Consider the following 19,517-nt stretch of genomic DNA (forward strand, 5'->3'; position numbering starts at 1 on the left):
CCTCTACAATGCCTCCGCCGCAGCGCCACGTCCGGTCGATCTCGTCCCTGATCAATTTCCTTGCGCGGGAGAGTATCACCAGTGTTGTTTCTAGGATAGATTTGCGACCTAGCAATCTGAGGGCGGTGTTTCTGAGACTTACTCAAGGGTTTGCGATTGGCTTGATGGATGACGTTAGGCGTGTCGTCGGAGCCGACCGCGAACATCACGCTCAATTAGCCCTATTAGGTTGAAATGACCCCAATTACCGAGAGCCTGCTCGTCCTGAGCGTGATTTTAGCCGCCGGCCTTCTCGGTACAGTCTTAAGCCGTCTGCTTCCTAAGAGTCATCTGACTGACGGCACTCACTCGCATTTCACTGCGACGATTGCTGTGGTAGCGACGCTCACCGCCCTCGTGCTCGGACTTGCCATCAGCAACGCCAATACAGCACGCGTGGGGATGATAAACGACCTGGCGCTGCTCTCCTCCGATATCGTTCGAACCGACGACTTGCTCCGGCGGTTTGGACCGGCGGCCAACAATGCGAGAGCCGACCTGATACATTATGCCGTGGAGAAGCAGGAAGACCTCTTTCCGCGGAGCGCGGGGAGGGAGCCTAATCCATCGAATTCTCAAACCGCAGCGATTTTGGGGCGGGTCCAGGACGAGATTTTGAAATTAGAGCCCCAAGACGATGCACAACGTTGGGAGCAATCACAGGCGCTGGTAGTCTCGACGCTGATCGTTGTAGCCCGGTGGACAATCGCGGAGCAGGGCCATACCGTGGTGTCGGAAGCAGGCGAAGTCGTCTTGGTGTTTTGGCTCTCAATTCTGTTTGGCACCTACGGCCTGTTCATGCCCCGCCACGTCACCGCGTTTGTTGGTCTGTTGCTGAGCGCGACCGCGGTCGCCAGCGCCATCTTTCTGATCCTTGATGCTAGGGCCCCGTTTTCTGGGATGTTTCATGTCTCGTCGGAAACTCTGTCTGAGGCAGTGCGAGCGGTCCGGAGCTAGCACCTCTATCGTGACGTCCCGGTGCGGAGCTTAAGGCACGCGGTCTTGCCCGAAGCAGTGTAGCGCGGGCTCGCTGCTACCGGCCCCGAGACGTAGAGCTTGATGGATTTCTAGCTGCTGACCAGATGCCTTTCAGCCTCGTTGTCGCAATACACGGATGGGTCGCTGTTTTCATCTCTCAGCCAGAGGCGGTCGTTCGCGTGATAGAGGCTCTCGCAAAGTATATGAGCAGCCGTTAGTCGCTCGGCTGGCGCCCGCAGGTCAATGAAGTGTGCGGCGACCGGAAGCGGGGCCACGCCGTCCAGTCGCTAGCCAATAATATTGACGGCCGGACCAGGGGAGAAAGGATGATGGCCACCCAAAGTGGTTCATCATCCCAGCGCGTTAGCGGTACGCGAGAGCGATTCAGAAGACGGAAAACCCTCATTGGAAACCACAAGCGGTATATTGAACCAGGCCCAAAAGCATTGAGTAATGATTTCGAACCCTGGTGGTCTAATTGCAAGGCCGAACAGTCTCCCCGTTCGATCTGCAATATTCCGAGGCTAGATCGTCAGTAGGGTATCTTTCGGCCATGTTGTTTTAACAATTCGCCCGGCCGAAGAGGCTCTATTCACGGGATTTGTATATGAGACAACATTATCTTGCGCTTGATGGCCTACGCGGCTTTGCTGCAATTGGAGTCGTTGCCTTTCACATCATTGCCTTCACCAACCCAAAACTACCATTTTCTAGCGCTTACTTGAGCGTCGATCTGTTCTTTGCCTTGAGTGGCTTCGTCCTATCAGCGGCCTACAGCACGCGTCTGGGCGATGGAATGCAGCCGCTCGATTTCATGCGCCTGCGCCTCATCCGACTTTATCCCGCCTATCTCGTCGGTCTTGCCTTGGGCGTGACGGCCTATCTCATCACCTGGTCGCCATTCTCGTCCACCAAGCTCTTTGTCTCCCTCGGTTCGGCCCTGGTGTTTCTTCCTTTACCGGTTCCGCTCACCGACAATCCACCGATCTTCCCCCTCAACCTACCGGCCTGGTCGCTCTTCTTCGAGCTTCTCGTGAACCTGGTTTTTGTGACCTTCTTTAGGTATCTCACGAGCCGAGCCGTTATCGCCATCCTCTTTCTTTCAGGGATGAGTCTCGTTGGCGTGGCGATGTTCCATGGAAATCTGCATGTCGGCTGGAATACCGACCACTTCGTCTACGGTTTGCCCAGAAGTTTATTTTCGTTTTTTGCTGGAGTTCTAGTCCACCGGCGCTTCCCCGGAGGTCTGCGAAGCGGCGGACCATTGGTCGCTATTATTGTGGCTTTGGTTCTGGTTCTGCCGATCCCTGCAAACATCCACAATGTCTACGACCCGGTCATGGTTGTGCTACTCTTCCCGATCAGCATCGCGGCCATAGCTGGCTGGGAGTTGCAGGGCTTTCGGGCCCGCATCGCAAGAGCTCTGGGCGCGCTGAGCTATCCCCTGTACGTCATTCACATGCCGTGCATCTACATCCTCAAAAACTGGACCGATGGCTGGCGAAAATACGACAAGTTGGTTGCCTATGGCCTCACGGTTGTCGCCCTTGTCATTGTCTCCTGGTTGATCGCGCAGCTCATCGAGACTCGCGTCAGGCGCTGGCTCTCCAGCGCGCGTTTCGGTCGCAGGGAGGAACTGCGGGTGGGTGCGTAAATCTGATAAGCTTGTGAAGCTGCTGCCTGCGGACAGCGCCCGTCCGGGGATGGCTTCGTGGCTGTGCGCCGAATTGCTGGAACCGCCGGCGTCGAGGATAGCTGAAAGACACGACGGACGAAATCGTTTCGAAAATGTTTCAGAATAGCGCCAGTTCTACTTTTCATAGACGGCACGGTTACAATAGCCCGGCATGTTCCAGCCAAATGGAATCGTACATGTGTTGCTGTCGCTCACGCCTGTGAGAGCGACATTCCGCTCCAGGCGGACGAACGCCGCGACGCGCGGGTTCGTGGGCCTGACGGAGGCGCGGACCCTGACCGAGCCGATTGACGCGTCGCCGCCGCCGCCTCGCTTGACAGGCGCTCACACAATAGGGTCACATATACTCAACGAAGGTTTAGTCGTCTTGCGGTTTCGGCCGCGCTCGTTGGTTTCCAAGATAACCTGCCGAGATGGACACGGACCATGGAGGATACGGCCCGTTATTGGGTTTTGCTGGTCTACGCCGTTGCCGTGATCGGTTTGGTCGCGGGGATGATAGGTGTGTCCTATTTTCTCGGCCAGCGTCACCTGAAGCATGCAACCCGGCAGCCGTTTGAGTCTGGGATCGTTTCGGTCGGCTACGCGCGATTCCGGCTGCCGATCCAGTTCTACCTAGTCGCGATGTTTTTCGTCATCTTCGATCTCGAAGCCGCATTCCTCTACGCCTGGGCCACCGCGGTGCGGGCTGCGGGATGGACTGGTTACGTCGTCATGCTGATTTTCATTGTCACCCTGCTCGCAGCGCTCGCCTATCTTTGGCGAGCCGGCGCGCTCGACTGGGGGCCGCGTCCGCGATTGCTCCCCAAACAAAGGCCCGGTTGACGCATGCGCTTCTCGATCACGAAGGCAACATCTGGGCGTCTGGTCTCGACCACTGCTCCCCATCTGCGCGGCACCCCGGCCGGCAAACAGATCGAGTCGCCGGCCGAAGGGGGAACTTTCACCGACGCTGTGCGCCGCAACATGGCTCTCACCAAGCTCGAGGACATGGTTGCCTGGGGCCAGAAATACTCGGTCTGGCCGTTCAACTTCGGGCTCTCTTGCTGCTATGTCGAGATGGCGACGGCCTTCACGAGCAAGTTCGACATCGCGCGATTCGGTTCAGAGGTGTTGCGGGCCACCCCGCGCGAGGCTGACCTGATCGTCATTTCCGGCACGGTGTTCGTGAAAATGGCGCCGGTCATCAAGTGGCTCTACGACCAGATGCTGGAGCCGCGCTGGGTGATCTCGATGGGCGCCTGCGCCAATTCGGGCGGAATGTATGATATCTACGCCGTGGTCCAGGGCGCGGACAGTTTCCTGCCCGTGGACGTCTATGTACCAGGCTGCCCGCCGCGCCCGGATGCGCTTCTCGAAGGGTTGATGCTGCTGCAGCGCTCGATCGGCACCGATCGCCGGCCGTTGAGCTGGATGGTCGGGCCGCAGGGCATCGAGAAGGTCGACCGGCCGAGCTTCCGCGACCTCAAGCGCGAGGAACGCCGGGCCGCAACAGATCTCCCCACGCCGGACCACGTGTAGGGAATGCCGGGATGCTGACCGAAGCTGACAGCATCCCCGTTACGGAAGCCGAGCAGCATATCCTGCGCGACCTCAACCGGCGATTCGGGCCAATCGCGATCACCGCGCAGAGGACGATCGATCAGATACCGACCTTTTGGATCGATCGGCACACGGCACATGACGTGCTCAAACATCTGCGGAGCGGCGCCGAGCGGCCCTTTCGCGTCCTCTACGATCTGACCGCGGTCGACGAGCGGATGCGGGTCCATCGTGAGGGGCTGCCGCCCTCCGATTTCACCGTGGTCTATCACCTCATCTCTTTCGAGCGGAACGACGATATCCGCATCAAGGTGCCACTCAAGGAAGACGCGCTCGAGGTGCCGACCGCTGCCGATATCTGGCCCAACGCGGATTGGTACGAGCGCGAGGTGTGGGACTTGTTCGGCGTCCGCTTCGCAGGCCATCCGAATCTGCGTCGCATCCTGACGCCGCCGACCTGGATTGGCCACCCGCTCCGCAAGGACCATGTCGCGCGGGCGACCGAGATGGGTCCCTACGTGCTAACAGAAGAGCGCGAACTCGCGGAGCAGGAGGCGTTGCGGTTTCGTCCCGAGGAGTGGGGCATGAAGCGGCACAGCGAGACCGCCGACTTCATGTTCCTCAACCTCGGACCCAACCATCCGAGCGTGCACGGGGTGTTCCGCATCATCCTTCAGCTCGAAGGCGAGGAGATTATCGACGCGGTGCCGGAGATTGGATTCCATCATCGCGGCGCGGAGAAGATGGGCGAGCGCCAGACCTGGCACACCTATATCCCCTACACCGACCGCATCGACTATCTCGGCGGGGTGATGAACAACTTCCCCTATGTGATGGCGGTCGAGAAGCTTGCCGGCATCACGGTGCCCCCACGGGCGCAGATGATACGGATCATGCTCGCCGAGCTATTTCGGATGGCGAGCCATCTCGTTTTCTACGGAACCATGTCTCAGGATCTCGGCCAGCTTTCGCCGGTCTTCTATATGTTCGCGGACCGCGAGCGGGTTTTCCAGATTATCGAGGCGATCTGCGGGTTCCGGATGCATCCGGCATGGTTCCGGATCGGCGGCGTGGCCGCCGATCTGCCCCAGGGCTGGGACAAGATGATCCGTGACTACCTGGACTATCAACCGAAGCGCCTCGACGAATACGACAAGCTCGTCATGCGCAACCGCATCTTCAAGGCGCGCACGATCGGCGTCGGTGCTTACACGCTGGAGGAGGCGTATGATTGGGGAGTCACTGGCCCTGCCTTGCGCGCCTGCGGCCTAGAGTGGGACTACCGCAAGCAGCGCCCCTATTCCGGATATGACCAGCTCGACTTCGAAATCCCCACCTGCAACAATGGCGACTGCTACGATCGCGTGGTCGTCCATATCGAGGAGATGCGCCAAAGCCTGCGCATCATCCGGCAATGCCTCGACAATATGCCGGCGGGTCCTTACCGGTCGGAGCACAAACTCGCGACTCCGCCGCTCAGGGAGCGGATGATGCACGACATCGAAACCCTGATTACCCATTTTCTCAACGCGAGCTGGGGGCCGGTGTTGCCGCCGGGGGAGGCGATGGTCAGCATCGAGGCGACCAAGGGGATCAACGGCTACTATCTCACGGCTGACGGCGATAGCGTCTCATACCGCACCCGTATTCGCACGCCCTCTTTTCCTCACCTGCAAATGATCCCGCTGATCAGTCGCGGCGCCTACGTCGCTGACCTGATCGCGATCCTCGGCAGCATCGATTTCGTGATGGCCGATGTCGACCGCTGAACAAGATCTGTCGGAAGCCCCGCTTGAGGAGGCGCTGCGGCAGCAGATCGCGGCCGTCGCGCAGCACGCCGAATATAAGCGCGCGGCGGGCCTCGACGCGCTGAAAGTTGTGCAAAAGCGCTTCGGTTATGTCTCCGATCCGCACCTCGCCGAGGTTGCGGCGCTGTTGGAAATGACACCGGCCGAACTCGATGGCGTCGCGACCTTCTATAATCTGATCTTTCGGCGTCCGGTCGGCCGCCACGTCATCCTGTTGTGCGACAGCGTGGCGTGCTGGGTGATGGGCGAAAGGGCTGCGCGCGCGCAAATCCGCGAACGCCTGGGCATCAACCCGGGCGAGACAACAGCCGATGGCCGTTTCACGCTGCTGCCAATCGTTTGCCTCGGCCATTGCGACCACGCGCCGGCGATGATGGTGGACGAGGACCAGCACGGCGATCTCGACGCCGAGCGGTTGGATGCAATTCTCGATCGGTATCGGTGAGAGTGATGGAAAAGCCGCTCACCGCCTTGATCCAGCCTGACGGCAAGCCGCTCGATGTGGCCGGTTATGAGCGTGCCGGCGGCTATCAGGCGTTGCGCAAAGCGCTCACCATGGCGCCGGAAGCGATCACCGCGGAGGTCAAACGCTCGAGACTGCGTGGTCGCGGCGGCGGCGGATTTTCGACCGGGCGCAAGTGGGAGGCGGTGCCGCAAGGTGCGGATGCGCCACGGCAGCGCTATCTCGTCGTCAATGCCGACGAGATGGAGCCCGGCAGCTTCAAGGACCGGCTCCTGCTCGAACAAACTCCGCACCAGATGATCGAGTCGGTGATCATCGGCGCCTTCGCGATCCAGGCGGAGATCGTCTATATCTTCGTGCGCGCCGAATACGTGCTCGCGATTGATCGGCTCAACCGTGCGGTCGTGGAGGCCGAAGCTCGCGGCTACCTCGGCGCCAATGTCCTGGGCTCCGGCTTCGCGGTCTCCGTCCATGTGCATGCGAGTGGCGGGCGCTATATCTGTGGTGAGTCGAGTGCCATGCTCACGGCGCTCGAGGGTCGCCGCCCGCTGCCGCGCGCCAGGCCGCCCCGCTCCGCGCTGAGCGGGCTGTGGGGGAAGCCGAGCGTGGTCAACAACGTCGAGACGATGTGCAATGTTCCGCACATCATCGAGCGTGGGGCCGATTGGTTCCTCGGCCTCAGCCGCTGCGACGACGGCGGCAGCAAGCTCTATGGCTTCAGCGGACGGGTGAAGCGGCCGGGTCTGTGGGAGCTCCCGCTCGGCACCCCGCTCAATGAAATTCTCGAGGAGCATGCGGGCGGGATGCAAGACGGCTACGAGTGCCGGGCGGTGCTGCCAGGGGGTGCTTCCACCGCCTTTGTCATGAGCGACAGCTTCGACGTCGCGATGGACTTCACATCCGTTCAGAAGGTCGGCAGTTCGCTCGGCACTGGCAATATCATGGCGCTGGACCATCGGCGCTGCCCGATCGGCCTGCTGCGCAACCTCGAGCATTTCTTCGCCCAGGAGTCCTGTGGCTGGTGCACACCCTGCCGCGACGGCCTGCCCTGGGTTGAGCGGATTCTCACTGCGATCGAGGCTGGCGAGGGTGAGCCCGAGGATATCGAAACACTCTCCCGCCACGTCACCTTCCTCGGCCCGGACTTCACCTTCTGCGATCTCGCACCAGGGGCGATGGCGCCCCTCGGCAGCGGGCTCAAGCATTTCCGCGCGGAGTTCGAGCAGCATATCAGCGAGAAACGTTGCCCCTGGCACGACACGGCGGAGAGCTGGGCATGACGACGTTCCTGGTCGATGGCAAAGCATATACCGCAAAGCCGGATGAGAACCTGCTCCAGGCCTGCCTCGGTGCGGGGCTCGATCTTCCGTATTTCTGCTGGCATCCGGCGCTCGGCTCGGTCGGCGCCTGCCGTCAATGCGCGGTCAAGCAATACGCGAACGAGGCGGATAAGACCGGGCAGCTGGTAATGGCTTGCATGACGCCAATCGCCGAGGGCGCGCGGTACTCACTTGCCGATCCGGAGGCGTCGTCGTTCCGTGCTAGTGTGATCGAGTGGCTGATGGTCAACCATCCGCATGATTGTCCGGTCTGCGAGGAAGGTGGCGAGTGTCATCTGCAAGACATGACGATGATGACCGGGCACGCGTACCGGCGGTACCGCTTTACCAAGCGCACGCATCGCAACCAGGATCTCGGGCCGTTCATCAAGCACGAGATGAACCGCTGCATCGCCTGTTATCGCTGCGTGCGCTTCTATGGCGACTATGCCGGCGGCCGCGATCTCGATGTGTTCGCAGCCCATGATCACGTGTATTTTGGCCGCCATGCCGACGGTACCTTGGAAAGTGAGTTCAGCGGCAATCTGGTCGAAGTCTGTCCGACCGGGGTCTTCACCGATAAGCCCTTCTCGGCGCGTTATGCGCGCAAATGGGATATGCGCGGCGCCCCCTCGATTTGCTCGCACTGTGGGCTCGGCTGCAATACTACGGCGAACGAGCGAGCGGGTGAGTTGCGGCGCATCGTCAATCGCTACAACGGAGAGGTGAACGGCTATTTTCTCTGCGACCGTGGCCGCTTCGGGTATGGCTTCGTCAATGCGCCGGACCGAATCCGAACGCCGCTTGCGCGTGGAGCGGATGGGCGACAGGCGCCGATTAGTCGCAACGACGCAATCGCGCGCTTCTCCGCGTTGCTTCGCGCCGGTGGCCGAGCCGTTGGTATCGGCTCGCCGCGCGCGTCGCTAGAATCCAACTACGCGCTGCGCGCCCTCGTCGGAGCGGAGAATTTCTTTCCTGGAGTCGGCGCAGGCGAAGATCGCTTGCTGCGTCTTGTCGCCGAGATTCTGGGCTGCGGTGCGGTGCACGTGCCGTCGCTCCGCGAAGTGGAGCGAGCGGATGCCGCCTTGGTGCTTGGCTCGGACTTGCCCGATGCGGCGCCGCGCGCGGCTCTCGCGCTGCGCCAGGCGGTGCGTGGAGCCGGATTCGCGCATGCCGCCACAGTGAAGATTCCGCAGTGGCAGGATGCCGCGGTTCGCACCTTCGCGGGCGGGGTGCGCAGCCCGCTATTTATCGCGACACCGACGGCGACGCGGCTCGACGATGTCGCGCAAGCCACTTTGCGCGCCGCGCCTGCTGATATCGCACGGCTGGGTTTCGCAATCGCCGCCGTCATCGATCCCGCGGCGCCCGCGGTTGCCAATCTGTCCGACAACCTTGTGGCGCATGCACGCGTGTGTGCGGCGGCGCTTCTTGCGGCCGAACGTCCGTTGATTGTCTCCGGCGTCGAGACCGGCGACGAGAACGTGATCCGAGCCGCCGCCAACATCGCCGCTGCGCTTCGCGCGCGTGGCAAGTCTGTTTCGCTGATGCTGAACGTTCCCGAATGCAACAGCCTTGGGCTTGCGCTGATGGCGGATGGGCAGGCTGGCTTCGAGGCGGCGCTTGGTGAGCCGGCCGCGCTGGTGATCGTGCTCGAGAACGATCTCTACCGGCGCGCGGCGAGGCCGGCGATCGAGGCTGCGCTGGGCTCCGCGCACCTGGTGGTGCTCGATCATAGTGAGGGCCCGACCTCGCATCGCGCCGAACTCGTCCTGCCGGCCGCGAGTTTCGCCGAGTCTGGTGGTACGCTGGTGAGCAGCGAGGGGCGAGCGCAGCGCTTCTACCAGCCGATCTTCGCCGAGAACGACATAAGCGAGGCCTGGCGCTGGCTCCGCGATGCCGGCCGCGCGGCCGATCGCACTACCTGCGAAGGCTGGAGCACGGAGGACGATATCGTCGCCGCTCTGGCCGGCGCCTTGCCCCGTTTCGCGGCGATTCCCCGCGCTGCGCCGTCCGAAGAGTTCCGCATCACGGGTCGCCGGATTGCCAGCGAGCCACACCGATTCTCCGGCCGCACAGCGATGAACGCGGTCCGCAACGTTCGGGAGCCGAAGCCGCCGGTGAGCGCGGATTCGCCATTCAGCGCCACCATGGAAGGCTTCCACGGCAAAGTGCCCCCAGCATTGGTACCGTTCTTCTGGGCGCCGAGCTGGAACTCGGTGCAGTCGGTCAACAAATTCCAGGCCGAGATCGGCGGCGCGCTTGAGGGAGGCGATCCCGGAGTGCGCCTGTTGGAGGCGCGCGCGGAAGCGGCGCTTCCCTACTATACCGGCGTACCCGAGACCTTTGCTCGACGCGAAGGGATGTGGTTCGCAGTCGTGTTGCCCCGAGTGTTCGGCGATGACGAACAGAGCGCGCGCGCGAAACCGGTCCGCGAGCGTATGGCGCCACCGGCGCTTGTACTCAATGGCGAGGATGCGACGCTCATGGGCGCCGTCTCTGGCGAAGTGCTCGAGTGTGAGATCGACGGTGGGCGCCAAAGCCTGGCGCTCGAGATTCATCCCGAGCTGCCACGTGGCATGGCGGGGATCGCAGGTCTATCGGCGAAGGCCCACGCGCTGCCGGCCTGGATCCGCATCACCAAAGCCGAGCGGGGTGCTGCATGAGCCATCCCCACACAATCATTGGGGGCCTGCTAAATATCGTGCTTGGCCTTGCCTTCGCGTTGGCGATGGCGGCTTTGCTTACTTGGGTTGAACGACGGCTGCTTGGCTTCTTGCAGGACCGTTATGGGCCGAACCGGGCCGGGCCCTTCGGTATACTGCAGGCTGTCGCCGATGGCATCAAACTCCTGTTCAAGCAGGATTGGATTCCCCCCTTCGCCGATCCCGGTGTTTTCGTTCTTGCGCCGGCAATCTCGATGGTCACGGTCATGCTTGCATTGGCCGTGATTCCAGCCACACCTGTAATTGGCATCATTGGCAACCTCAATGTCGGGCTGCTCTACTTCCTCGCCATGGGTGGGCTCGGTGTCTATTCGGTCGTGCTCGCGGGCTGGGCGTCGAACAACAAGTTCTCTCTTCTGGGAGGTGTGCGCGCCGCGGCGCAGATGGTGAGCTACGAGGTGTTCATGGGCCTCGCGCTGGTCGGTGTGGTGATGCTCGCCGGGTCGTTCAACCTCACCGATATCGTCCATAGCCAGCGGCATCTGTGGTATGTGGTGCCACAGTTCGTAGGTTTCATCATCTTCTTCCTGGGCGGCATTGCCGAAACGCATCGGCTACCGTTTGATCTCCCCGAAGGCGAAAGCGAACTTGGTGCCGGATTCCATACCGAGTATTCGGGCATGAAATTCGGCATGTTCTTCATCGGCGAATATATCGGCATCATGCTGGTCTCCGCGATGACGACGGTGTTGTTCCTGGGCGGCTGGTACGGGCCGATCCTACCGCCGTTCCTTTGGTTCGGCATCAAGACCGGCCTCCTCATCGCCTTCTTCATCCTGCTGCGCGCCGCCTTGCCGCGTCCGCGCTACGATCAGCTCATGTCCTTCGGCTGGAAGCTGCTGCTGCCGCTTACGCTGCTCAACATCCTGGTTACCGGCGCGCTCATGCTTGCCGGACCAGCGCCGTCATAGAGGAGGAAGTGGTGCTGAGTTCGGTCCGTACACTCTGGTATACTTTCCTGCACCTGTTCCATCGCAATGTTACGGTCTCCTATCCCGAGGAGATGCCCTATCTCGCGCCGCGCACGCGCGGCCGGATCGTGCTCACGCGTGATCCCGACGGCGAGGAACGTTGCGTTTCCTGTTATCTCTGCGCGGTCGCTTGTCCCGTCGACTGCATCAGCCTGCAGAAGACCGAGGAAGATGGGCGCTGGTACCCGGAGTTCTTCAGCATCAACTTCTCCCGCTGCATCTTCTGCGGCTTTTGCGAAGAGGCTTGCCCGACCTACGCGATCCAGCTCACGCCCGACTTCGAGATGAGCGAATATGACCGGCAGAATCTCGTCTACGAGAAGGAAGATCTGCTTATCAGCGGCACCGGAAAATATCCGGACTACAACTTCTATCGCGTCGCCGGCCTTGCGATTCCGGGTAAGGACAAGGGCGAGGCTGAGCACGAGCGGAAGCCGATCGACACTCGCAGCTTGATGCCGTGAACGAGAGACCGCAGGGGAGGCACGTCAGGTCATGAACGCCACCTTCGAGATCTCGGCGATCGTCGCGGTGCTCGCAACCCTGATGATGATCACACGCCCTTCGGCGGTGCACGCGCTTCTCTACCTCACTGTTTCCCTGCTCGCGGCCGCGCTGGTGTTCTTCGTCCTCGGCGCACCCTTCGCCGCCGCGCTCGAGGTCATCATCTATGCTGGCGCGATCATGGTTCTGTTCGTGTTCGTGATCATGATGCTGAATATCGGGGAAGCCGCGGCGGCCTTCGAAAGCACCATGCTGAAACCATCGGCTTGGATCGGCCCCTCTGTTCTTGCCCTGCTGCTCGCGATTGAACTCGGCTCGCTCGCCGTGACTGGCGGCCTTGCTCGTCCCGCAGGCTCGGTGGTCGGTGCCCAAGCGGTCGGCATCGCGCTGGTCGGCCCCTATATGCTCGCGGTCGAGATCGCCTCCTTCCTTCTGCTGGCCGGCCTGGTCGCCGCGTTCCATCTTGGCCGCTCTGTAACGAGGGGAGACTAGCGCGGTGGCGACGGCTCCGCTCGATCAGGGTTTGCTGCTCGCCGCGATCCTGTTCGCGCTGGGCCTCGCCGGCGTTCTGGTCAGGCGCAACCTCCTGTTCATGTTGATGTCGCTGGAGGTCATGCTGAACGCGGCCGGCATTGCTTTCATCGTTGCCGGCGCGCGCTGGGCGTCGCCGGATGGCCAGATCATGTTCATCCTCGTGCTCACCTTCGCCGCGACCGAGGTTTCGGTCGGCCTTGCCCTGATCCTGTTGATGCACCGGCGGATCACCACCCTTGATGCCGATGCCGGCGATCGTCTGAGGGGGTAGGCGATGCGCGAACTCCTCTGGCTGGTTCCCACGCTTCCGCTGCTCGGTTCAGCGATTCTCATGCTCGGCGCCGGGCGGCTTTCCACCCGTGTGGAGGCCATGATCGGCGCGCTCTCGGTCGGGCTTGCAGCCATCATTGCCTTCACGATCGCCGCCGGTTTCCTGCTCTATGCGCCAGCGGGCACGGTTTATGAGCAAACCCTGTGGCGTTGGCTTGATGTCGGCGGGTTCTCGGCGGAGATCGGCCTGCGCCTCGATGCACTTTCTCTGGTGATGATGCTGGTCATCACAGGCGTCGGTTTCTTCATCCATTTATTCGCGACCGAGTTCATGGAAGGCGAGGAAGGCTATGGCCGGTTCTTCGCCCATCTCAATTTATTCGTCGCCGCCATGCTTCTGCTGGTGCTGGCGGATGATTTCCTCGCGCTTTACGCCGGCTGGGAAGGCGTCGGGCTTGGCTCCTATCTGCTGATCGGCTTCTGGTGGCGCGACCCCGCCAACGGCCTAGCCGCGCGCAAGGCCTTCATCGTGACCCGCATCGGCGATACCGCGCTCCTGATCGGCCTGCTGCTGATCGCGAGCCGCCTCGGCACGCTCGACATCGCGGGCGCGATGAAGAATGCGTCGCAGACCTGGCAAGTAGGTTCCCCTGTCGCAACGGTAGCCGCGTTCCTCCTCCTCGGCGGTGCGGTCGGCAAATCGGCGCAGCTGCCGCTGCAGACCTGGCTGCCCGATGCGATGGCCGGCCCGACACCAGTGAGCGCGCTGATCCATGCCGCGACTATGGTGACCGCTGGCGTGTATCTTATCGCCCGCACCCACGCGTTGTTTCTGATCGCTCCGTCGGCGCAGCTCGCGGTCGGCGTGGTGGGCGGGGCGACATTGTTGCTCGCCGGCTTCAGCGCGCTCGCCCAGAATGACATCAAGCGCATCCTCGCTTACTCGACGATGAGCCAGATCGGCTACATGTTCCTGGCCCTTGGTGTCGGCGCGTGGAGCGCTGCGCTGTTTCACTTGATGACCCACGCCTTTTTCAAGGCGCTGCTCTTCCTATCCGCGGGCGCCATCACGATGCGAATTCATCACGAGCAGAATATCTTCAAGATGGGTGGCCTCGCGCGGCGCCTGCCCGCCGCCTTCTGGAGTTTCCTTATTGGCAGTGCCGCGCTTGCCGCCTTGCCGCTGGTCACGGCCGGTTTCTACAGCAAGGAGGCAATTCTATCTGGTGCCTGGGCGGACGGAACCAGCGGGCGCGTGCTGTGGGTCGCTGGCATATTCGGCGCTTTCATCACCGGCCTCTATATCTTTCGCGCAGTCTTCATCGTCTTTTTCGGCGAGGAGCACACCCATGTCAGCGGAACCTATGGCTGGCGCGTCATCGTGACACTCACTGTGCTTTCTGTGCTCTCGGTGGTGGGTGGGCTGATCGAGCTGCCGCCCGTCTTCGGGCATGTCACGCTGCTCTCGAATCTGCTCGCCCCGGTGTTGCCGGCAACCCGGGAGGTCACCAACCTGACGCCGCTGCTGCTTGCAAGCCTCGTCGCCCTTCTCGGCATCGCGCTTGCCGCGGTGCTCTATTGGCGCCCTACGCGCGCGCCGGCCGAGACGCCACTCTGGCGTTTCTGGCATGCCGCCGGTGGCTTCGACTGGCTCTACGATCGCTTGCTGGTCCGGCCCGTGCTGTGGGCGGCTCGGGTCGGTCGTAATGACGTCGTCGACAGGGTCTATGACAGCATTGTCTGGGCGACGCGGGTGGCCCATCAGGAGGTGCGGCGGACCCAGAATGGACGCGTCCGCTGGTACACCGCCGGTCTTGCCATCGGCTCGATTTGCCTGATCGCTATCGCGGTGTTGCGATGATTCTGCTCTGGCTTCTCCTGGTGCCGACGGCCGGCGGCGTTCTTGCCTGGATCGCGGGCGCGCGCCATCCCGATTGGCCGCGCTGGATCGCGCTTTTCGTGCTCGCGATTGACTTCATCCTCGCGCTGACCCTCATCGGCCCCGCCGTGGCTTCCGGTCACACTTCATGGATCGCGAGTCTCGACTTACCGTGGATTCCTCAGCTGGGCATCTCCTTCGAGCTTGGTCTCGACGGTCTGAGCCTGGTCCTCATCTTGCTCGCGATCGCGCTCGGCTTCGTCTCGGTGGTGATCTCCTGGACCGAGATCACCGATCGGGTTGGCCTTTTTCACGCCAACTTGCTCTGGGCAACGACAGGCGTGATCGGCGTGTTCCTCGCCCTGGATCTGTTCCTCTTCTTCTTCTTCTGGGAACTGATGCTGGTGCCGATGTATTTCCTGATCGCGCTGTGGGGCCACGAGCGCCGCTTTTATGCCGCGATCAAGTTCTTCATCTTCACCCAGGGCAGCGGCCTCATCATGCTGGTCGCGATCCTGGTGCTCGTCTTCGTTCACCAGCACGCGACCGGACACCTCACCTTCGACTATCTGGCGCTGCTCGGCACGAAGATGAGCCCCTCCACCGCGTTTTGGCTGATGCTCGGCTTTTTCATCGCCTTTGCGGTCAAGCTGCCGGCGGTGCCGTTTCACACCTGGCTGCCCGATGCCCATACCGAGGCGCCGACCGCGGGCTCCGTGTTACTCGCCGGCATCCTGCTGAAAACCGGAGCCTACGGTCTCATCCGCTTCGTAGTGCCGTTATTCCCCGATGCCGCCCATGCCTTCGCGCCGGTCGCCATGGCGCTTGGGGTGATCGGAATTCTCTACGCCGCGCTGATGGCCTTTGGACAGAACGACATGAAACGGCTGGTCGCTTATAGCAGCGTGAGCCACATGGGCTTCGTGCTGCTCGGCGTCTTCGCCTGGAACACACTCGCGCTTCAGGGAGTGGTGGTGCAAATGCTGGCGCACGGTATCAGCACTGGCGCGCTCTTCATCCTGGTTGGTGCCCTGCAGGAGCGTATCCACACCCGCGACATGCGGCTCATGGGCGGGCTGTGGGGCGCGGTCCCACGGTTGTCGGCCTTCGGCATGGTCTTCGCGATTGCCTCGCTTGGGCTGCCCGGGCTTGGCAACTTCATCGGCGAGTTCCTCATTCTGCTCGGAAGTTTCCGCGTCAGTGTGCCGCTTACGGTGATTGCGGCCGGGGGCCTGGTCGCGGGAGCGGCATACGCACTGCTCCTGGTACAGCGGGCCTTTCATGGCAAGGCGTCACCGCACCCCGACGCGGCGAAGCCGATCGATCTCACTGCTCCGCATCTGGCGGTGATGGCGGTGCTGGTGATCGCGATCATCGGGCTCGGTCTCTATCCGCAGCCGATCTTCGACCAAGTGGCGCCGGGGCTGGCGGTACTGCAGCACAACGGCGCCCCGTCTGTGGGCGCAGCCGCGCAGGGGTCACAATGAGCGCGGCGGCTTTCGCGGCCTTCGCGCCCTTCACCCTGCTCGGCACGGTGACGATCGTGGTGATGCTGCTGATAGCGGTTCGCCGCGACCATCGTTTCATAGCCTTGTCGACCATCGTCGGCCTGTTGCTCTGCTGCATCGCACTGCCGCTCGCGGCACCAGCGTCACCCACGGCGGTAACGCCGCTTTTCGTCGTCGATGGCACGGCTCTCTTCTATTCCGGGCTGGTGCTCGGTTCGGCGGTGATCGTTGCCATCCTCTCCTACATCTATCTCGACGGATGGACGCAGGGGCCTCGCGAGGAATACTATTTGCTGCTGCTGACTGCGACGCTCGGCGCCGCCTTGCTGCCGGAAAGCGTCCATTTCGCCTCGTTCTTCCTCGGTCTAGAGACGCTCAGCATCTCACTACTCGGCCTGATCGCTTATGCGAGCCCGCGCGGGGAAGCGGCCGAAGCGGGCACCAAATATCTCATACTCGGCGGCGCCTCTTCCGCCTTCCTCCTGTTCGGCATGGCGCTGATCTATGCCGATCTTGGCACCATGTCTTTCGCGCGGATCGGCGCGCTGATCCATGCGGGAGACCCGCTCGATCGCTATCGTGTGATCGGCGTCGCCATGATTCTGACCGGGGTCGCCTTCAAACTCTCGCTCGTGCCGTTCCACATGTGGACGCCCGATATCTATGAGGGGGCGCCGGCGCCGGTCACCGCCTTCGTCGCGGTGGTTTCGAAGATCGCGGTGTTCGCGGTGATCCTGCGATATTTCGTTCTCGCTGAAGGCCATGCCGACACCTCGCTGCGCACCGGCCTTGCCGCGATCGCGATCCTCTCCATGCTCGGGGGCAACCTGCTCGCGTTGCTGCAGAACAACGTGAAGCGCCTGCTCGCCTATTCATCAATCGCCCATCTCGGCTATCTCCTGGTCGCCTTTCTTGCAACGGGATCTTTGGGGCAGGAGGCGGCCGCCTACTACCTCGCCGCCTACGCGGTCATGACTTTGGGCGCCTTCGGCATCGTCGGCCTGCTCAGCGCGCCGGGGGCCGGGCGGGATGCCGACCAGATCGAGGACTATCGCGGCCTCTTCCGCACCCGCCCTTTCCTGGCGAGCAGCCTAGCCCTGATGCTGCTCTCGCTGGCGGGAATACCGCCGACGATGGGCTTCATCGGCAAGTTCTATCTCATGGTTTCGGGCGTCGGGGCCGGATTGTTCTGGCCGGTGACGGCCCTCGTGGTCGGCAGCGTGATCGGGCTCTATTATTACTTGCGCGTGCTGGTTGCGATGGCGATGCCAGTGCCGGCCGAGCGTGCGGACGCCCCTCACAAGGCCACGCCGTTTTATGGCAATGCTCTGATCGCGGCGCTCCTGGTGCTACTGGTCGTGCTAGGCGCCTATCCAGCGCCGGCGATCGCGCTAATCCGGATGACCGTCGGCTTTACTTCCGGGTAAGGCTCATCTGGGGGTTCGGCGTATCTACCGCAGTGCATTCCGCATAACTCGAGCGTCCTCTGCAACATTGCTGTGCTAGATTAGGGGCGACAGAAAGCGTATGATGGCGAAACCGTTTGGGTGGCCGCCGGTGCATAGCCGAGTGGATTGATGTTGTGCACTTATCTGCAGGATCGATCACTCTAAAAAGGTTGCCAGAACTGTCTGTGCCGGAGGGAGACACGAACTGGTATTTGATCGCGTCCGGCAGGAAACGCGGAGAAGAATGATGACAACCGTCCGCCATATTCTCGACCAGAAGGGTTGGGGTTCGACTGTACTCGGCGCCAACCAGACGATTCCACAAGTCGCGAAGTTTCTGACCGCCAAGAGGATCGGCGCGGCGCCGGTGGTAGACGATAACGGGGTCGTGCTCGGCATGCTCTCAGAGCGCGACATCATGCGTTTCGTTGGCGAACTCGGTGAGGATACCAAGAACCAGGTAGCCGCGAACCTGATGACGACGCTCATTGCCTCCTGCACGCCCGAGAGTTCGATCCTGGACGCAATGCTGCTGATGACCAACAAGCGTTGCCGCCATCTGCCGGTTTTCGAGGATCAAGCCCTCGTAGGGATGGTGAGCATCGGCGATCTCGTGAAGGCGCGGCTGGAAGAGGCCGAGTTCGAAGTTGCTTCAATGCGTGCCTATATCACGTCTTAGACTAGATCTGCGTTCCGCATTTCTCCGAGAGACCGATGGGCTTTGTGCTGCGCGGCGCCCTCCCGCATAGCGAAGGGCCCGAAGCGCCGCCGACGGTAGCGGCCGCCAGCAGCTATGAACAGGTCACGGCGCGGATCGTCCCAGCTTTCGGGAAGCTCCCCCAACAAGCCGGTCCCTGCGGCGCCAGTAGTATCTGCATCTTCCCATGGATACCCGGGCGAAACGCTCCAGGACCAGCGACGCCGCCACGGCCATCGTGACGGCGCTCAATGCTGGCCGTTGATCCGCCCGATCGTTCATGCGTTACTCGCCTCGTCCTGATAACCTGCCGGGACGGCGGCGGCGGAGGCTCGCTCCCACCTGCTCTGTCTACGTGTGGGCGAAGGTGCTGCCGATCCCAGGCGACGCGTAGCGCAGGCGCCGGTATGGCAAGGGTTACACATCCGGCGCGCGTCGGCGCGTCGGCGAAACTTATTTGAAGGTGCGGAAGAAGTGGGCCTATCTATATCGGGTCGGATTTGTCAGCGCTTCGGCAACGAAGCTCGCCTCCCGCACGGTGTCGAGGTGCCTGTGACCAAACGAGTTGAGCATGCCGATCCGTCCTGACCTGCGGCCTCTCTATCCTCCGCATTGGCGCGACTTGAGTCGATACGTGCGGTTCGAACGGGCCGGAGGCCGTTGCCAAGGTTGTTTCCGACCACATCTGGCGCGGGTCCGTTGCCTACCGGATGGCCGCTGGTTTGATGATGACGCGCGCACATGGCGCGACCAGCGCGGCCGTCCTGCGCGCTGGCCAAACCTGTTGGAAACGCCAGAGCGCCGCAGCACTCGCGTCGTGCTCGCCGCCGCGCATCTTGACAATGATCCCTCTAACAATCGGCTGGCCAACCTCAAAAGCCTCTGCCAGCGATGTCACATGCTGCATGACCGGCCGCATCATCTTGCGCAACGCTGGATCACCTATCGCCGGCGCTATGCAATGGGCGATCTCTTTCTCGGGCTCTACAATGAGAACGCGACATGAGAGCAGGCAAGATGGTGAAACAAGCGGGGCGGCGATGTCCAGGCGTCAGGCCTTCTTGCGGTCGTGGAGGCGACGGGCACTTAGGTGTCGTGCCTGCACCTGACATCAGCGCTCGCTTCGCCGACCGAA

The 19,517-nt window shown here is 62.2% G+C and carries 17 protein-coding genes; all 17 read left to right on the forward strand.

Annotated elements, in window-relative coordinates; all coding sequences use genetic code 11:
* The first annotated feature begins 234 nt into the window (after window positions 1-234).
* The 17 genes from GSQ92_RS29485 to GSQ92_RS31340 all read left to right on the forward strand — a co-directional run bounded on the left by GSQ92_RS29485 (window position 235) and on the right by GSQ92_RS31340 (window position 19,388).
* Window positions 235-996 (forward strand): hypothetical protein, encoded by a 762-nt coding sequence (locus GSQ92_RS29485; RefSeq protein ID WP_159014896.1) that lies wholly within the window; start codon window positions 235-237, stop codon window positions 994-996.
* Between the two features lie 628 nt (window positions 997-1,624).
* Entirely contained in the window at window positions 1,625-2,671 is a 1,047-nt protein-coding gene (locus GSQ92_RS29490; protein WP_159014897.1) for an acyltransferase, read from the forward strand.
* A 468-nt stretch (window positions 2,672-3,139) separates the two neighbouring features.
* A complete protein-coding gene (locus GSQ92_RS29495) occupies window positions 3,140-3,538 on the forward strand; it encodes an NADH-quinone oxidoreductase subunit A (RefSeq protein ID WP_158803292.1) in 399 nt (132 codons plus the stop codon).
* A 3-nt stretch (window positions 3,539-3,541) separates the two neighbouring features.
* Window positions 3,542-4,234: an NADH-quinone oxidoreductase subunit B gene (locus tag GSQ92_RS29500; RefSeq protein ID WP_158803293.1), complete on the forward strand. Its 693-nt coding sequence runs from the start codon at window positions 3,542-3,544 to the stop codon at window positions 4,232-4,234.
* 11 nt (window positions 4,235-4,245) lie between these two features.
* A complete protein-coding gene (gene nuoC / locus GSQ92_RS29505) occupies window positions 4,246-6,024 on the forward strand; it encodes an NADH-quinone oxidoreductase subunit C/D (RefSeq protein WP_158803294.1) in 1,779 nt (592 codons plus the stop codon).
* Window positions 6,011-6,508 carry an NADH-quinone oxidoreductase subunit NuoE gene (gene nuoE / locus GSQ92_RS29510; protein WP_158803295.1) on the forward strand — a complete coding sequence of 166 codons (498 nt, stop codon included), beginning with the start codon at window positions 6,011-6,013 and terminating at the stop codon, window positions 6,506-6,508. The genes nuoC and nuoE overlap by 14 nt, the downstream gene beginning before the upstream one ends.
* A gap of 5 nt (window positions 6,509-6,513) precedes the next feature.
* On the forward strand, window positions 6,514-7,806 hold the full coding sequence (locus GSQ92_RS29515) for an NADH-quinone oxidoreductase subunit F (protein WP_158803296.1): 1,293 nt from the start codon (window positions 6,514-6,516) through the stop codon (window positions 7,804-7,806).
* Complete coding sequence (gene nuoG / locus GSQ92_RS29520; RefSeq protein WP_159014898.1) at window positions 7,803-10,511, forward strand: NADH-quinone oxidoreductase subunit NuoG; 2,709 nt, start codon at window positions 7,803-7,805, stop codon at window positions 10,509-10,511. Before GSQ92_RS29515 ends, nuoG begins: the two co-directional genes overlap by 4 nt.
* Window positions 10,508-11,482 (forward strand): NADH-quinone oxidoreductase subunit NuoH, encoded by a 975-nt coding sequence (gene nuoH, locus GSQ92_RS29525; RefSeq protein WP_158803298.1) that lies wholly within the window; start codon window positions 10,508-10,510, stop codon window positions 11,480-11,482. The genes nuoG and nuoH overlap by 4 nt, the downstream gene beginning before the upstream one ends.
* A gap of 11 nt (window positions 11,483-11,493) precedes the next feature.
* Window positions 11,494-12,006: an NADH-quinone oxidoreductase subunit NuoI gene (gene nuoI / locus GSQ92_RS29530; RefSeq protein ID WP_158803299.1), complete on the forward strand. Its 513-nt coding sequence runs from the start codon at window positions 11,494-11,496 to the stop codon at window positions 12,004-12,006.
* Window positions 12,007-12,037: 31 nt separating this feature from the next.
* Complete coding sequence (gene nuoJ, locus GSQ92_RS29535; protein ID WP_158803300.1) at window positions 12,038-12,538, forward strand: NADH-quinone oxidoreductase subunit J; 501 nt, start codon at window positions 12,038-12,040, stop codon at window positions 12,536-12,538.
* Window positions 12,539-12,542: 4 nt separating this feature from the next.
* Window positions 12,543-12,851 (forward strand): NADH-quinone oxidoreductase subunit NuoK, encoded by a 309-nt coding sequence (gene nuoK, locus GSQ92_RS29540; RefSeq protein ID WP_158803301.1) that lies wholly within the window; start codon window positions 12,543-12,545, stop codon window positions 12,849-12,851.
* Window positions 12,852-12,854: 3 nt separating this feature from the next.
* A complete protein-coding gene (gene nuoL / locus GSQ92_RS29545; protein WP_158803302.1) occupies window positions 12,855-14,711 on the forward strand; it encodes an NADH-quinone oxidoreductase subunit L in 1,857 nt (618 codons plus the stop codon).
* On the forward strand, window positions 14,708-16,216 hold the full coding sequence (gene nuoM, locus GSQ92_RS29550; RefSeq protein ID WP_159014899.1) for an NADH-quinone oxidoreductase subunit M: 1,509 nt from the start codon (window positions 14,708-14,710) through the stop codon (window positions 16,214-16,216). The genes nuoL and nuoM overlap by 4 nt, the downstream gene beginning before the upstream one ends.
* Window positions 16,213-17,664: an NADH-quinone oxidoreductase subunit N gene (locus GSQ92_RS29555; RefSeq protein WP_158803304.1), complete on the forward strand. Its 1,452-nt coding sequence runs from the start codon at window positions 16,213-16,215 to the stop codon at window positions 17,662-17,664. The genes nuoM and GSQ92_RS29555 overlap by 4 nt, the downstream gene beginning before the upstream one ends.
* Window positions 17,665-17,929: 265 nt before the next feature.
* Window positions 17,930-18,364 carry a CBS domain-containing protein gene (locus GSQ92_RS29560; RefSeq protein ID WP_254065658.1) on the forward strand — a complete coding sequence of 145 codons (435 nt, stop codon included), beginning with the start codon at window positions 17,930-17,932 and terminating at the stop codon, window positions 18,362-18,364.
* 802 nt (window positions 18,365-19,166) lie between these two features.
* Window positions 19,167-19,388 carry a hypothetical protein gene (locus GSQ92_RS31340; protein WP_254065659.1) on the forward strand — a complete coding sequence of 74 codons (222 nt, stop codon included), beginning with the start codon at window positions 19,167-19,169 and terminating at the stop codon, window positions 19,386-19,388.
* Window positions 19,389-19,517 lie beyond the last annotated feature (129 nt).

Source organism: Acidisoma sp. S159, from assembly GCF_009766125.1.
Lineage (GTDB): Bacteria > Pseudomonadota > Alphaproteobacteria > Acetobacterales > Acetobacteraceae > Acidisoma.

What these genes read in the sequence shown, in the direction of transcription:
- GSQ92_RS29485 (WP_159014896.1), top strand. Translation starts at nt 235, where the DNA reads ATGACCCCAATTACCGAGAGCCTGCTCGTCCTGAGCGTGATTTTAGCC.
- GSQ92_RS29490 (WP_159014897.1), top strand. Translation starts at nt 1,625, where the DNA reads ATGAGACAACATTATCTTGCGCTTGATGGCCTACGCGGCTTTGCTGCA.
- GSQ92_RS29495 (WP_158803292.1), top strand. Translation starts at nt 3,140, where the DNA reads ATGGAGGATACGGCCCGTTATTGGGTTTTGCTGGTCTACGCCGTTGCC.
- GSQ92_RS29500 (WP_158803293.1), top strand. Translation starts at nt 3,542, where the DNA reads ATGCGCTTCTCGATCACGAAGGCAACATCTGGGCGTCTGGTCTCGACC.
- nuoC (WP_158803294.1), top strand. Translation starts at nt 4,246, where the DNA reads ATGCTGACCGAAGCTGACAGCATCCCCGTTACGGAAGCCGAGCAGCAT.
- nuoE (WP_158803295.1), top strand. Translation starts at nt 6,011, where the DNA reads ATGTCGACCGCTGAACAAGATCTGTCGGAAGCCCCGCTTGAGGAGGCG.
- GSQ92_RS29515 (WP_158803296.1), top strand. Translation starts at nt 6,514, where the DNA reads ATGGAAAAGCCGCTCACCGCCTTGATCCAGCCTGACGGCAAGCCGCTC.
- nuoG (WP_159014898.1), top strand. Translation starts at nt 7,803, where the DNA reads ATGACGACGTTCCTGGTCGATGGCAAAGCATATACCGCAAAGCCGGAT.
- nuoH (WP_158803298.1), top strand. Translation starts at nt 10,508, where the DNA reads ATGAGCCATCCCCACACAATCATTGGGGGCCTGCTAAATATCGTGCTT.
- nuoJ (WP_158803300.1), top strand. Translation starts at nt 12,038, where the DNA reads ATGAACGCCACCTTCGAGATCTCGGCGATCGTCGCGGTGCTCGCAACC.
- nuoL (WP_158803302.1), top strand. Translation starts at nt 12,855, where the DNA reads ATGCGCGAACTCCTCTGGCTGGTTCCCACGCTTCCGCTGCTCGGTTCA.
- nuoM (WP_159014899.1), top strand. Translation starts at nt 14,708, where the DNA reads ATGATTCTGCTCTGGCTTCTCCTGGTGCCGACGGCCGGCGGCGTTCTT.
- GSQ92_RS29555 (WP_158803304.1), top strand. Translation starts at nt 16,213, where the DNA reads ATGAGCGCGGCGGCTTTCGCGGCCTTCGCGCCCTTCACCCTGCTCGGC.
- GSQ92_RS29560 (WP_254065658.1), top strand. Translation starts at nt 17,930, where the DNA reads ATGATGACAACCGTCCGCCATATTCTCGACCAGAAGGGTTGGGGTTCG.